The sequence below is a fragment of the Frankia sp. AiPs1 genome (genome assembly GCF_023716945.1).
GTDB lineage: Bacteria > Actinomycetota > Actinomycetes > Frankiales > Frankiaceae > Frankia.
Genome location: NZ_JAMQQF010000141.1, coordinates 1 through 12,815 on the forward strand (window position 1 = coordinate 1; position 12,815 = coordinate 12,815).

Annotated in this window: 12 protein-coding genes; 5 read left to right on the forward strand and 7 right to left on the reverse strand. The window is 72.7% G+C overall.

Going from position 1 to position 12,815, the window contains the following annotated elements:
• Nucleotides 1-487: 487 nt before the first annotated feature.
• A complete protein-coding gene (cmr6, locus tag ND748_RS14685; protein WP_251746369.1) occupies nt 488-1,351 on the forward strand; it encodes a type III-B CRISPR module RAMP protein Cmr6 in 864 nt (287 codons plus the stop codon).
• Nucleotides 1,338-2,771: an RAMP superfamily CRISPR-associated protein gene (locus ND748_RS14690; protein ID WP_251746370.1), complete on the forward strand. Its 1,434-nt coding sequence runs from the start codon at nt 1,338-1,340 to the stop codon at nt 2,769-2,771. The genes cmr6 and ND748_RS14690 overlap by 14 nt, the downstream gene beginning before the upstream one ends.
• Nucleotides 2,772-3,422: 651 nt before the next feature.
• Here ND748_RS14690 and ND748_RS14695 read toward each other — a convergent pair.
• The 3 genes from ND748_RS14695 to ND748_RS14705 all read right to left on the reverse strand — a co-directional run bounded on the left by ND748_RS14695 (nt 3,423) and on the right by ND748_RS14705 (nt 5,909).
• Complete coding sequence (locus ND748_RS14695; protein WP_285902125.1) at nt 3,423-3,935, reverse strand: DUF5666 domain-containing protein; 513 nt, start codon at nt 3,933-3,935, stop codon at nt 3,423-3,425.
• A 225-nt stretch (nt 3,936-4,160) separates the two neighbouring features.
• A complete protein-coding gene (locus ND748_RS14700) occupies nt 4,161-4,550 on the reverse strand; it encodes a PPOX class F420-dependent oxidoreductase (RefSeq protein WP_251746371.1) in 390 nt (129 codons plus the stop codon).
• A 576-nt stretch (nt 4,551-5,126) separates the two neighbouring features.
• A complete protein-coding gene (locus ND748_RS14705; RefSeq protein ID WP_251746372.1) occupies nt 5,127-5,909 on the reverse strand; it encodes a protein-tyrosine phosphatase family protein in 783 nt (260 codons plus the stop codon).
• A gap of 96 nt (nt 5,910-6,005) precedes the next feature.
• Here ND748_RS14705 and ND748_RS14710 point away from each other — a divergent pair, with 96 nt between their 5' ends.
• A complete protein-coding gene (locus ND748_RS14710; RefSeq protein WP_251746373.1) occupies nt 6,006-6,467 on the forward strand; it encodes a MarR family transcriptional regulator in 462 nt (153 codons plus the stop codon).
• A 189-nt stretch (nt 6,468-6,656) separates the two neighbouring features.
• Here the strand turns inward: ND748_RS14710 and ND748_RS14715 are convergent, their stop codons facing one another.
• Nucleotides 6,657-8,147 (reverse strand): NAD(P)/FAD-dependent oxidoreductase, encoded by a 1,491-nt coding sequence (locus ND748_RS14715; protein ID WP_251746374.1) that lies wholly within the window; start codon nt 8,145-8,147, stop codon nt 6,657-6,659.
• Between the two features lie 266 nt (nt 8,148-8,413).
• Here ND748_RS14715 and ND748_RS14720 point away from each other — a divergent pair, with 266 nt between their 5' ends.
• On the forward strand, nt 8,414-9,028 hold the full coding sequence (locus ND748_RS14720) for a pentapeptide repeat-containing protein (protein ID WP_251746375.1): 615 nt from the start codon (nt 8,414-8,416) through the stop codon (nt 9,026-9,028).
• A 7-nt stretch (nt 9,029-9,035) separates the two neighbouring features.
• Here the strand turns inward: ND748_RS14720 and ND748_RS14725 are convergent, their stop codons facing one another.
• From ND748_RS14725 to ND748_RS14735, 3 genes are all read right to left on the reverse strand, one after another.
• Nucleotides 9,036-10,079 (reverse strand): NAD-dependent epimerase/dehydratase family protein, encoded by a 1,044-nt coding sequence (locus ND748_RS14725; protein ID WP_251746376.1) that lies wholly within the window; start codon nt 10,077-10,079, stop codon nt 9,036-9,038.
• Between the two features lie 133 nt (nt 10,080-10,212).
• Entirely contained in the window at nt 10,213-11,352 is a 1,140-nt protein-coding gene (locus tag ND748_RS14730; RefSeq protein WP_251746377.1) for a sensor histidine kinase KdpD, read from the reverse strand.
• The gene (locus tag ND748_RS14735) at nt 11,349-12,179 is read right to left on the reverse strand and encodes a response regulator transcription factor (RefSeq protein ID WP_251746378.1); all 831 of its coding nucleotides are present in this window, start codon (nt 12,177-12,179) and stop codon (nt 11,349-11,351) included. Before ND748_RS14735 ends, ND748_RS14730 begins: the two co-directional genes overlap by 4 nt.
• A 243-nt stretch (nt 12,180-12,422) precedes the next feature.
• Between ND748_RS14735 and ND748_RS14740 the strand changes: the two genes are divergently transcribed.
• Nucleotides 12,423-12,815: glycosyltransferase family 2 protein (locus ND748_RS14740; RefSeq protein WP_251746379.1), on the forward strand; the 393-nt coding region annotated here is incomplete at its 3' end.

Sequence of the window (12,815 nt, forward strand, 5' to 3'; positions counted from 1 at the left end):
GCGGCGGTCAGCTCGCTGGCCGGCTGGCTGCGGCGGCTGTCCGAGGCAGTCGCGCGCGAACGTCCCCCCACCATCACCCCGGCCCCCGCGGCCCCCGCGGCCCCCACCGTCACCACCGGCGGCACGGCTGCAGGTGGTGCGTCGGATGGCTGAGCGGGGCCCAGGGGAGCCAAACGGTCCCAGACCTGCACCTCCGCGATCGACGCCCTCGCCGCGTTCCTCCGCCGGCCGTGGATCGGCGGGGACGTCCGCCGCCGACCAGAGGGGTGCCCGCGGTCGCAGCACCGTCCAGCCGGGGACGCAGGCGGGGGCCGCACAGCTGCCGTTGATCGGCCTGCTGGGTTCCCTGCTCACCGTGGACGCGGCGGGACGACTCCGTGGACCCGGGAGAACTGCCGGCTCCGCAGGCGCGCGCGGGTCCGGACAATATTCCGAGCAAGCACGGACAGCCCCATCGGCGGACGATCTCTCGTCGGCGAACGCCTTGGTGCTCCTGCGTCGCGCGCCGTTCCTGCGTCCGGCTCAGGACGGCCAGCCTGCCAAGCTCGATGTCACGGCCAACCACGACTGGGCGCGCCGCACTGCGGCCGGCTGGTCCGTCCCCAGGCCAGGGTCCGGGCCCGGGTCGGATCCGGAGATGTCCGCGCTGGCCCGGGCGGTGGCCGAACGCCGGGAGCGGGCCGTCTCCCGGCTCGCCGTCGGCGCCACGACCGCGCTCGCCATCGACCTGCGCACCGAGGGGACGATGCTGGTGGGAGCCGCGGACGGCAGCGTCCAGGACGTCGCCATGGCCCTGCACGGCACCTACGGTTGGCCGGTGATCCCCGGATCCGCGCTCAAGGGGGTCGCCCAGGCCTGCGCCGCCCGGAAGGGGGCGTCCCTGTGCGAGGCGGATCTGCGCATCTTCGGCTCGCCTCGGCCGGGCGGCGACGACACCGCCGTGCAGGGCACCGCTACGCAGGGCGGCGCCGCGCAGGGCTCCGTTGCGCAGGGCTCCGTTCGATTTCTCGACGCGCTGCCCACCGACGCGCTGCGAATCCATCGCGACGTCCTGACCCCGCACGCGGGGATGTACTACCGCACCGTGGCCACGGCGGCCGAGGACATCATCCCGCCGGCCGACTACCTGCAGCCGGTGCCCGTCGGCTTCCTCAGCGCGAGCGGTCGGTGGCAGGCGTTCTGCATCGGGCCGCACGACGACGTCCACCGGGCCGCCCAGCTGCTGACGGAGGCGGTGGATCTGCTGGGCATCGGGGCGAAGACGGCGGCGGGCTACGGCTACCTGTCCGCCTCCGAACCCGTGGCAACGCCCGGACCCACGCCGACCGGAGGGCACCATGACCTGGACTGACATCACGCTGACGGTGCAGACGCCGATGTTCCTCGGCGGGGTCGACCTGCCCGGCGACGTGACGACGCCCTCCGGCGGGCGGCCGCGCCCGCCGACCAAGGTCGTCTTTCCGGTGCCGAGCCTGCGCGGAGCGTTGCGGTACTGGCTGCGCGCCCTCGTCGGCGCCCACCTGCCCCCGTCCCGCGAGGGGCTGCTGACGCTCGCCGACGTGGAGCGCCGGGTGTTCGGCACGGCGTCCCGCGAGGAGGGCGGCACACCGACGCCCGGCGATCGGTCACCCGCGAGGCGCAGCCCGTCGACGGTGATCATCCGCTCGCGGGAACTCGTGCCCTTCGTGCGGCCGTACGGTCCGGCGAGCCAGCTCGACGATGCGCAGGAAGAGGAGACCCCGGGCGGCCGAGGAACCCGTCGCACGGGCAGGGGCCAAGGCGGACGCGGAGGCAATTACAAGGACAAGGACCGTGAAGCGGGCGGCACGGTCACCTATCTGCTCGGGCAGGGGCTGTTCCAGGACAAGAAGCTGGTCGTCGGGCATGTGCCAGCGGGGTGCAAGATCCGGCTGGCCGTCCGGCTTGACGGCCACGCCGACGATCAGTCGGCCGTCGGTGACCTGCTGATCGCCTCGCTGTGGGCGCTGGCGACGTTCGGCGGGCTCGGCCAGCGGGCCAGGCGTGGCTTCGGCACCGTGGCGGTCAAGGTAGACGATGTCGTGGACCTACCGGCCCGGCGCTTCTCCACCATATTTCTGTCGAAACCCGTCGAGGAGGACGCCGCCGCCAAGCTCAGGCTGGTCCTCGGTGGTGTCCGCCTGGTGCTGGCGGATCTCGGCGTCGAGCACCTGCCGGTGGGCGCGCCTCGCCTGCTCGACGGCAGCGGCGGGCCGCTACCGCCGGACTACCCGTGTTTCCGCCCAGGCCGCTACCTGCTGGCCGACGACGTACCCGAGCGGCCGGCGCGGGACGTCGACGCCGCCCTGCGGTACGTGGCCGGACAGCTTCGTGGCTTCCGGGCGAACGGCGAGCCGAGCGCGGCAGACCAGCCGCGCTCGCAGGACTACGTCGAGGTCATCGGCCCCTGGCTCGACGGCACGCTGCCGTCCCCGGAGCAGGCCCTCGACAACTCCGCGCTGGGGCTTCCCACGGGTTACGCGCGACCCGTTTCCGGCGGGAAGCCAGACACGGCGATGGTCAGCCCACGCCTCGACGGCGCGGAGATCAGACGCGCCTCGCCGCTGTGGCTGCGGCCCTATCCATCCGGCGACGGATGGCACCTTCGCTCGCTGGCCTTCCTCGACCGCTTCCTTCCGGACGGCGCAACTCTCGTGCTCACCGGGGAGCGCGCCGGGCAGTCCATCGACCCGCACGTCATGCCTGCGCCGACCCAGGCCGATGTGGACAGCAGGCTGCGCGAGTGGTTCTGAGCCCGGACTGAGGCTCGATGTGCGAGGTGAGACCGACACCGGCTGAGGCCGGCCGAACCCGCGACGCGGTTCCGCGGAACACTCCGATCCGCTATCGAAGCCGGTGCGTTCCCGGACAAGGTGACGAATTCAGTCCGCACATCGCCCGCCCGGTAGATGACCCGACGCTGGCTATGATCATGCATCGGGCAGGAGCGCCGTGCCGTCCCTCGGCGAACAATCCGTGACGACGTCGGCCCTCAGCGGCCGCCCGACCGTGGCAGCAGCCGGGCTTCCACGATCAACGTCTTGACCTGGGCAGTTGCACTACCGCCGGACCGCTGCAGCGATCATCCCGCACACCCCCCGGCCAGCCCCACTGACCTGCAGCTTTACCACGGGGTCCGTGATCATCCCTGGAGGGATCGCAACGCCATGGCATTGTAGAAGGCCACGCTGCCTGGCGGTCCGTGATCATCCCTGGAGGGATCGCAACCCGTTCGGTAAATCGGTGTCGGCGGTCCATCGGGTCCGTGATCATCTCTGGAGGGATCGCGGCAAAAGGATGCGGTAATAGGTCCGTGGTGATTCGTGCCCGTCTGGGGATACGGGCGCGCGGCGACGGCGGCCCGGTCCCGTCGGCCTGAGCGGGTGGGCCGGGCCGCCCGAGTGTCAGTTCTTGGGGTCGGCGACGGCTGTCGCGGTGCGGGTGTTGCCGGTGACCGTGGCGCGGACGGTGACGGTCGCGCCCTGGTGGATGTCGGTGACCTTCGCGGGCTTCCCGTCGGCGCGGAACCTCGTGTCGCCGTCGATGACGTACGTGGCCGTGTAGCCGTCCTCGCTGGCCAGGCTGATCGAGGTCGCGCTGATCGCGGTCACCTTCCCCCGCTGCCCGGCGACGACCTGGAAGCCCTTGGCCGTCTTGACGGTCGCCTCGCCGTGCTGGACGCGCTCGGCCAGGCGGCGCTCGCGTCGCAGCCGGCGCGCCTCGGCCGGCTTCGGATGGTCCTCGGTGGACGGCGACGCCGTCGCGGAGGCTGGTGCCGCCGCAGCGGTCTGCGCTGCCGGCGCCGGCGCGGCGGACGCGGCCGTGCCGCTGAACCCGAGACCGACCCCCAGACCGAGTCCGAGCAGCCCCGCCGCCGCTACGCCCGCACCCCGCCGTCCCGTCAGGAATTTGCCCATCACTGCCGTCCTTTCCCGGTGGCGCCCGCACGCCGTGCTCGGACCCGTCGACCAAGACTCGGTCGTCCCCCGATCCGGCGTCGCGCGCCGCTGCGGCGCGCTGGCAGACCCACGATGCGACAGCCGCATGTGAGCGAGATGCGAACGCGGTCGGGAACGGATCTCAGCCGGCGGACACCGGTGTCGGGAGGGCAGACCGGCGCCGGATACTCCAGCGGGGGGGGGCTACTGGAAGCTGACCGCGGTCGGCCGGACCGCATAGGCCACCCGGTGCGGCGCGTCCGCGGGCGGCCCGTCCAGCCGCATCGAGTACCGGTCGGCGAGCCGCATGAACAGCTCGGCCTGCGGATCGGGGTCGATCCGTACGACGAGGCCGCGGATCTCCAGGTACCGGTAGGGCGCCTCGGGGTCGTTGACGGACACCGCCACCTGCGGCCTCCCCGTGACGTTGCGGTACTTCTGCCGGGACGTGGTGTTCGTGAACCATAGGAACGTGCCGTCCCAGAGCACCCACATCGGGTTCACCTGGGGGGTGCCGTCCGGCCGGATCGTCGCGAGGTGCCCGAACAGCGGCCGCTCCAGCAGATCACGGTGACTCTCGGGGATGACTGCCATATCACGATGATATATCAGTACCTTGATGGTTGATGATTGTGTCTACCGATCCGGCGGCCTGAACCGCACGGGGAAGCGGGACCGAACACGCGAGCCCGGGGAAAGCGCCCGCCTTCGCCCGCAAGGATCAACGCCCTGACCTGGGCAGTTGCATCACCGTCGGACCGCTGCAATGATCATGTTGTACGCCCCTCAGGCATCCACTCTGACCTGCGGCTTTACCATGGGGTTCGTGATCATCCCTGGAGGGATCGCAACCCGCTCCGCGGTCAGGGTCGTGGCGTTGGTGCAGGTTCGTGATCATCCCTGGAGGGATCGCAACGTGCACGCGCGACGCATGCGTGTAGTCGGGTACCAGTCCGTGATCTTCCCTGGAGGGATCGCGACCCGTCTGTCGTGCCTGCGGGTGTCGGTAGGCCAGGCCGCGTGGTGATCGTGGAGGTCGGGGTCGTCGACGTTGGGCTCGTGTTCGACGGCGCGGCGCGGTTCCGCGGAACACCTTGATCGTCGGGCGGCGGGTTCGGGCTGAGCTAGAGGGGGTGCGACGCGCGGAGGCGGCGTGATCGGCTGAAACTGTCAGAGGGTGGGGAAGCGCTGGATCCAGCGGCGTTGCCAGGGGGTCTCGACGGCTCGCGGGTGATGGTGCGCGCGGGTCCAGGTGACGGCGTCCGCGGGTGACAGGCCGGCCAGCACGGCGAGGCAGGCGAGCACGGTTCCGGTGCGGCCGACTCCGCCGCCGCAGGCGAGCTCGATGCGGTCGGACGTCTGCGTGTGCGCGTGTAGCGCGCGGATGCGGGCGGCGGCCGTCGTGGGATTGCGCGGGAGGAGGAAGTCCGGCCAGTCGATCCACTCGTGCGGCCACGCCAGGTGACCGTCATGCCGCCGCCGCAGGCGGGCACCGCCCAGGTAGAGGCCGCAATCGGGGAGCGGGCCCGGGGCTGGGGGGTGGCGCAGCCCGCGTGGCCGGATCCAGCCTCCGTCCGGCAGTCGGATCGCCCCGGGCAGCGGGACGACGGTGGGCAGGTCGGTGGCGGCGGGTGGCTCGGCGCTGCCCTCGTCGGCGCTTCTCTCGTCGGGGCGGGCGGCGGCGTCGGCGGATGGGATCGGTCCGGACGACGTGCGAGCGGCCGAGGCCGCCGCGGGCGAACCCGGGCCGCCGTCGGTCGGATGGACCGGCGGAACATCGGCACCGCCGGGGGGTGCGCCGGCTCCCTCGGAGGTGGTGGTCGTGGGTTCGGATCGTCGGATGGTGGCCGGCCTGGCGGTGCCCGGCGCCGCAACCACGCTGGCCGTGTCGGTGCCCAGAGCGCCGGTAGTTCCCGGGACGCTGGGGGTGCCTCCGGGGGCGATGGCGGTCATGGGTCCTCCGATGCGCGGTAGCCTCGGATCAGTGTGGCCGTCCCGGCCATCCGTGGGTCGCCCACCCCAGCGAGTCGAGCGGGCGCAGTGAGGACCGTGGCCGCCAGATCCCGCCCGGTCGACGCGGGAGGCGAACGGCTCGGCCTGGCGATCAAGCGGGCCGAGCAGGTGCTGATCGCGGAGAAGACCAGGGTGCTGCGGCCGTTCGGCCTCACCGTCGCGCAGTACGCGGCGATGGTCGTGATCGCCGCCACTCCTGGCATTTCCGGCGCGCGGATCGCCCGGCAGGGCAACGTCACGCCGCAGACGATGGCCGTCGTGCTGGCCGGTCTGGAGGCGAAGGGGCTCATCGAGCGCCAGCCGTCCGGCGACCACGCGCAGGTCCTCGTCACCCGCCTGAGCCGGGCGGGCCAGGCACTGTTTCGGCGCGCCGACGCCGCGGCACTCGAGGTCGAGCAGCGGCTCGCTGCCGCGTTCAGTGACGCCGAGCTTGCCACCCTGCGGGAGCTGCTCGCCCGGGCGACGGCGGCGATCCCCGCCCCGGCCGCGGCCAGCTGACATCCCGGGGCGCGCGAGGGCGGTGGGGCATCCCGTCTCGCAGCACTGCCGTCGCGCCTCGTGGCCGGCTGACAGCCAGCGGCACGGCACAGACGACGACCGCCCGGCGGGAGTTCGTCCCGACCGGGCGGTCGTGTGGTGGTGCGTGCGGCTGCGGCTCACGCGGCCTGTGCCGTGCGACGGCGTGGTCTAGACCCTGGTGGGCTCTCGACTTTCCGTGCCCGTCGCCCCGCCCTGCGGGGGGACCTGGGAGCGGGCCGCGCCCGTCCAGGACGGTGCGTCGCCGGCCTTGGGGGGCAGCGACGGGGCGAAGTTCTCGCCGAGTCGCTCCAACGCCGCGCGGGCGAAGATCTGCTGCTGGGTGACCGTGCGCTCCGAGCGGCCCCGGCCGATGAAGCTGACCGTCCAGTGCAGCAGGGTGGTCAGACGGTGCTTGAAGCCGATGATGTAGACGAGGTGCACGGCCAGCCAGACCAGCCAGGCGAAGAAGCCGCTGAACTGGATGTTGCCGATCTTGGCCACCGCGCTGAACCGCGAGATGGTGGCCATGCTGCCCTTGTCGTTGTACTTGAACGGGTGGCCGGTCTGCTTGCCGGCGACCCAGGCCTTGATCTCCTTGGCCGCGTGCCGGCCGCCCTGGATGGCGACCTGGGCGACACCGGGCAGCCGGTTGAGGCTCATCATGTCGCCGATGACGTAGATCTCCGGGTGGCCCGGGAGGGTGAGGTCGGGGAGCACCTCGACGCGGCCGGCGCGGTCGATGCCGGCGCCGGTCTGCTCGGCGAGCTGCTTGCCGAGCGGGCTCGCGGCGACGCCGGCGGCCCAGACCTTGCAGACCGAGTCGATCCGGCGGCGGGTGCCGTCGGCGTCCTCGACGTCGATGCCGGTGGCGTCGACGTTGACGACCTTGGCGCCGAGCTGTACCTCGACGCCGATCTTCTCCAGCTTGTCGGCGGCCTTCGCGCCGAGCCGCTCCCCGAAGGGCGGGAGCACGGCGGGCGCGGCGTCGAGCAGGATCACCCGGGCCTTGGTGGGGTCGATGCTGCGGAAGTCGCGACGCAGCGTGCGCCGCGACAGCTCGGCGATCTGGCCGGCCATCTCCACGCCGGTGGGGCCGGCGCCGACGACGACGAAGGTCAGCAGCCGCTCGATGTCGGCCGGGTCGGTCGAGCCCTCGGCGAGCTCGAACATGCCGAAGATCCGGCCGCGCAGCTCGAGGGCGTCGTCGATGCTCTTCATGCCGGGGGCGTGGGTGGCGAACTGGTCGTTGCCGAAGTACGACTGCCCGGCGCCGGCGGCGACCACGAGGCTGTCGTAGGGGTGGACCGTCGTGCGGCCGAGCAGCTGGGACGTGACGGTCTTCGCCTTCACGTCGATCGTGGTCACGTCGCCGAGGACGACGTGGGCGTTCTCCTGGCGGCTGAGCACCTCGCGGGTGGTCGGGGCGATCTCGCCCTCCGACAGGATGCCGGTCGCCACCTGGTAGAGCAGCGGCTGGAACAGGTGATGAGTGGTCTTTGCGACGAGGGTGATCTCGACGGGCGCCTTGCGAAGAGCCTGCGCGGTGAACAGGCCCCCGAAGCCTGAGCCAATGATCACTACGCGGTGCGGGGAGCTCTGCCGCCCCTCGAGCCGTTCCGGTTCGTCGGCATGCCCTGTGCGGGCGCTGTCGGTGCTCACGATCCTTCTCCGCTCAACCTCTTGACTCCCAGCGGTGCCCGTTGGCGCCGCGGAGACCTTATCCCCGATAGCACGTCGGTCTCCACGAACTATTTTCCGCCGTATACCGGCCGCCGGATCGTGTTCATCGTCACCCCCGAGCCCGAAACATCGACTACGGACTATGTGGCGCGGAACACACTGCCGGTGACGGGCGGTAGGCTTAGCCCGGACCTTGATCGACGAGTGCGGCCGGTCCCACTACCGGTCGCCGGGGGAGGTGTCGCGTGCCGGCTCGGAAATACGGCCCGTCGACGCCCGCGGTCGACCATACCGTCCGCAGCCTGGCCGAGGTCGGCGGGGATCTGTCTGGGCAGGCGCATGATCACGTCGCGTTCGTCGACGTCGACCTGACCGAGGTGCCGACCACGGGCGCGGTTCTGGACTCGTGCACCTTCCGCGGGGTCCGGTTCAACGCATCGGGTTATTCAGACACCGCTTTCATCAACTGCGTGTTCGTCCGGTGCTCCTTCTTCGACACGAGCTTCGACGCGTGCAAGTTCACCGGCAGCCTGTTCGACGGATGCACGCACGACCTCATGAAGGTCGGTGGCGGAGATTGGTCCTTTGTTGGTCTGTCGCGGGCGAAACTGAGTCGCACGTCCTTCGTCGGAGTCCGGATGCGGGAGGCCGACCTGAGCGGTGCGCGCTGCGATGGCGCCACCCTGCGTGACAACGATCTCTCCGGCGCGCTGTGGGACGGCGCCGACCTGTCCGGCGCCGACCTGCGCGGCAGCGACCTGTCCGCGCTGGATCCGCTGGCCGTCACGCTGCGGGGCGCCCGCATCGACCCCTGGCAGGCCATCGTCGTCGCGACCGCGCTCGGCCTCGCGGTCGACTGAGGGGATCTCAGCCGCGCAGCGGGTCGCGGGCGAACGCCGCCATTCCCGCGGCGAATCCGACCCGCGCCCGGTAACCGAGTAGCTCGGCGGCGCCGACCGACGAGGCGACGATGTGCCGGACGTCCCCGATCCGGTAGTCGCCGGTCACCACGGGTGGCGGGCCGCCGACGGCACGGGCCAGCGCGCCCGCCATGTCCCCGACGGTGTGCGGTTCGCCCGAGCCGACGTTCAGCGCGGTGAGCCGGCCGGGCAGGTCCGGGCCGCGCGTCGCCAGCAGGTTGGCGGCCGCGACGTCCTGCACGTGGACGAAGTCCCGCCGCTGGCCGCCGTCCTCGAACACCCGCGGCGCGCGCCCGGCGGCCAGCGCGCTGCGAAAGATTGACGCGACCCCCGCGTACGGGGTGTCCCGCGGCATCCGCGGCCCGTAGACGTTGTGGTAGCGCAGCGCGATGACGGTGCCCCCGGTCGCGGCGGCCCAGGCCGCGGCGAGGTGCTCCTGGGCCACCTTGGTCGCCGCGTAGACGTTACGGGGATCGATCGGGGCGTCCTCGCCGACGGGGACGGAGGCGAGCTGCCGGTGGCAGCGCGGGCAGGGCGGCTCGAACCGCCCGGCGGCCAGGTCGGCGCGCAGCCGTGGGCCGGGGCGGACGACGCCGTGCTCGCCGCAGCGGTAGCCACCCTCGCCGTAGACGACCATGGAGCTGGCCAGCACCAGGCGCCCGATCCCGGCGCGGGCCATCGCGGCGAGCAGCACGGCCGTGCCGAGATCGTTGTTCGTGACGTACGCCGGCAGGTCGTCGAGGTTCACCCCCAGGCCCACCATGGCGGCCTGGTGGCACACGACGTCGATCCCGTCGAGCGCGGCCTCGACCTGGCCGCGGTCGGTGACGTCGCCGACGACGAGGTCGGCGCGGTCGTTCACCGCGGGGACGATCCGGTGCACCGCCGGCAGCAGCGCGTCGAGGATCCTGACCTCGTCGCCGGCCGCGACGGCCGCGTCCACGACCTGTGAGCCGATGAAACCGGCGCCGCCGGTGACGAGAAGCCGCATGTCGCCGACGCTATCCGCGCCGAGCGCCGCCGGATCTTACGAACCGCGGACGGCGCTGCCTCCGTTGCTCTGCTGTCCGGGTTGCTCTGCTGTCCGCGCTGCCCGCTGTCCGCTGCCCGCTGTCCGCAGTTCGTCAGGACGTCGGGAGGGCGACGACGAAACGGCAACCTCCCGGCTGGTTGTGCACGCTGACGGCGCCGCCGTGCGCCTCGATGATCCCGCGCACGATCGCCAGGCCGATGCCCGAGCGCGACCGCGGCTGCCCCGGACCGTCGTCGCCGGTCGGGGTTCGCGCGGGCTCCCCGCGGAAACCCAGGTCGAACACCCGCAGGAGGTCCTGCGCCGGGATGCCGCCGCAGCGGTCCGCCACCGAGAACAGCGCCTGATCGGCGGCCATGGTGGCGGTGACCTCCACCGTCCCGTCGTCGGGGGTGTGCCGGATGGCGTTGACCAGAAGATTCGTCAGGGCCCGCCCGACCTCGGCGGCATCGGCGTCGACGAAGCCGAGATCGTCGGCCTCGCCGCGGACGACGACGCCGCGCGCCCGCGCGATCGGATCGACGGCCGCGACCGCGTCCGACACCACGTCCGCGACGCGCACCTTCGCCAGGCTCAGTCGCAGCGCCCCGGCCTGCAACCGGGCCAACTCGAACAGGTCGTCGACCATCCCGGTGAGCCGCTCGGCCTCGGTGAGCATCCGGCGGTGGTAACGGTCGGTGGTCTCGACGTCGGTGATCAGGCCGTCCTCGAACGCCTCGGCCATCGCCCGAATGCCCGCCAGCGGGGTCCGCAGGTCGTGACTGATCCACGCGACCAGCTCGCGGCGGCTCGCTTCCAGGGCCCGTTCGCGGGCGAGCGACTCGACCAGCCGGGTGTTCGTCGCGTCCAGCGTGGCGGCGAGCGTGGCGAGCTCCGTCGTCGGGACGCGCCCCGCGCCCCGGTAGCCGGGGTCGCCGAGGGTCGCCGCCGCCCGGGTGAGGGCACCGGTCCCGGCCACGATCGGACGTCCGACGCGCAGCGCGAACGTGGAGGCGACCACCGCCGAGACCCCGACGATGATCAGAATTGTGCGCAGGTCGTGCTGGGAGAGGAACATCAGCCGCGCCGTGACGGTGACGCCCACGACGATCGCGACGATCGGCCACACGCACAACGCCGTGGCCATCGCCCACAGCGGCCGGCGGCGCAGCGCGAGCAGCAGCGGCACGCCGCTGACGGCGGCGGCCGTCGAGCAGCCCAGGGTGATCCCGGCGACCTCGAACTCGGCGATCATCGCATCCTCGCGCCCCCTGGCCCGCCGCCGCTCATCCCGCCCGCCGTCTGCCGCGGGCCGTCCGGCGATGGCTCTGCGCCGGCCACCATCGGCGACGCGTCGGCGCCGGCCACCACCGGCGACGCGTCGGCGCCGGGCACCGCCGGTGGGGCGTCGTATCGGTAGCCGACGCCCCACACGGTGACGAGCAGGCGGGGGGCGGTCGGATCGTCCTCGATCTTCTCCCGGAGCCGGCGGATGTGCACGGTCACCGTCGACGGATCGCCGTAACTCCAGCCCCACACCTGCTCGAGCAGTTCGACGCGGGTGAAGGCGTGGCCGGGCCGGCGCAGCAGGAAGGCCAGCAGGTCGAATTCGCGCACCGTGAGGCCGAGCGGCACCCCGTGGCGGGCCGCGGTCCGTGCCGCCGGGTCGATGACCAGGGAGCCGGCCCGCAGGACGCCGGGCTCCGGGGCCGCGGCGGACTCGGCTGCCCGCCGCAGCACCGACCGCACCCGCAGGGTCAGCTCCCGCGGGGAGAACGGTTTGGTCACGTAGTCGTCTGCGCCGACCTCCAGGCCGGCGATCCGGTCCGCCTCGTCGGCCCGCGCGGTCAGCATGATGACGGCAACGGGTTGGCGCGCGGTGAGCCGGCGGAAGACCTCGATGCCGTCGATGCCGGGCAGCATCAGGTCGAGGATGACCAGGTCGGGCGGGTGGGCCTCGGCGGCGCGCAGAGCGGCCGGGCCGTCCGCGGCGCGGTCGACGTCGAAACCGGCGTTGCGCAGGTAGCGGTCGACGACCTCGGCGACGAGGGCGTCGTCGTCGACGACGAGGACGCGGGCCATGCGGCCACGATAGGCAGCCCGGACCGCCCTCGCCCCGCCTGGCGCGGATGTTCCCCGCTTCGTAATGTGCCGCTGACGACGGCGATGGCCGGGTGCCCGCACCGCGGCCGACCGGTCGCCCTCGGCGCCGCTCCCGATCGCCTGCGCCGCACCGCTGAGCCAGGTCAGCGGGCCGACGATGGCCGAGGCCCGTCCTCGTTCCGTAAGGATCGATCATGGTCGCCCGGCACTACAGTCCCGACCATGTTGACGGAAAGTGATGGCGGCCGGACGGCGGTGGACGTCATCCTGCCCTGCCTGGACGAGGCCGGCGCGCTGCCCTGGGTGCTCGACCGGATGCCGGCGGGCTACCGGGCGATCGTGGCCGACAACGGGTCGCGGGACGGCTCCGCCGAGGTTGCCCGGGGCCGGGGCGCCACCGTCGTCGCCGTGCCCGAGCGCGGCTACGGCGCGGCCGTGCACGCCGGCCTGCTGGCCGCGGAGGCCGACGTCGTCTGCGTGTGCGACGCCGACGCCTCGCTCGACCCGGCGCGGCTGCCCGACCTCGTCGCCCTGCTCGCCACCGACCTGGTCGACCCCACCGCCGGCCGCGCCGACCTGGTCCTCGGCCGGCGCCGCCCGACCTCGCTGCGGGCC

Bases quoted from the DNA above. Each gene is read 5' to 3' on its own strand.
- ND748_RS14690 (WP_251746370.1), top strand. From the start codon at position 1,338: ATGACCTGGACTGACATCACGCTGACGGTGCAGACGCCGATGTTCCTC.
- ND748_RS14695 (WP_285902125.1), bottom strand. From the start codon at position 3,935: ATGGGCAAATTCCTGACGGGACGGCGGGGTGCGGGCGTAGCGGCGGCG.
- ND748_RS14700 (WP_251746371.1), bottom strand. From the start codon at position 4,550: ATGGCAGTCATCCCCGAGAGTCACCGTGATCTGCTGGAGCGGCCGCTG.
- ND748_RS14705 (WP_251746372.1), bottom strand. From the start codon at position 5,909: ATGACCGCCATCGCCCCCGGAGGCACCCCCAGCGTCCCGGGAACTACC.
- ND748_RS14725 (WP_251746376.1), bottom strand. From the start codon at position 10,079: ATGCGGCTTCTCGTCACCGGCGGCGCCGGTTTCATCGGCTCACAGGTC.
- ND748_RS14730 (WP_251746377.1), bottom strand. From the start codon at position 11,352: ATGATCGCCGAGTTCGAGGTCGCCGGGATCACCCTGGGCTGCTCGACG.
- ND748_RS14735 (WP_251746378.1), bottom strand. From the start codon at position 12,179: ATGGCCCGCGTCCTCGTCGTCGACGACGACGCCCTCGTCGCCGAGGTC.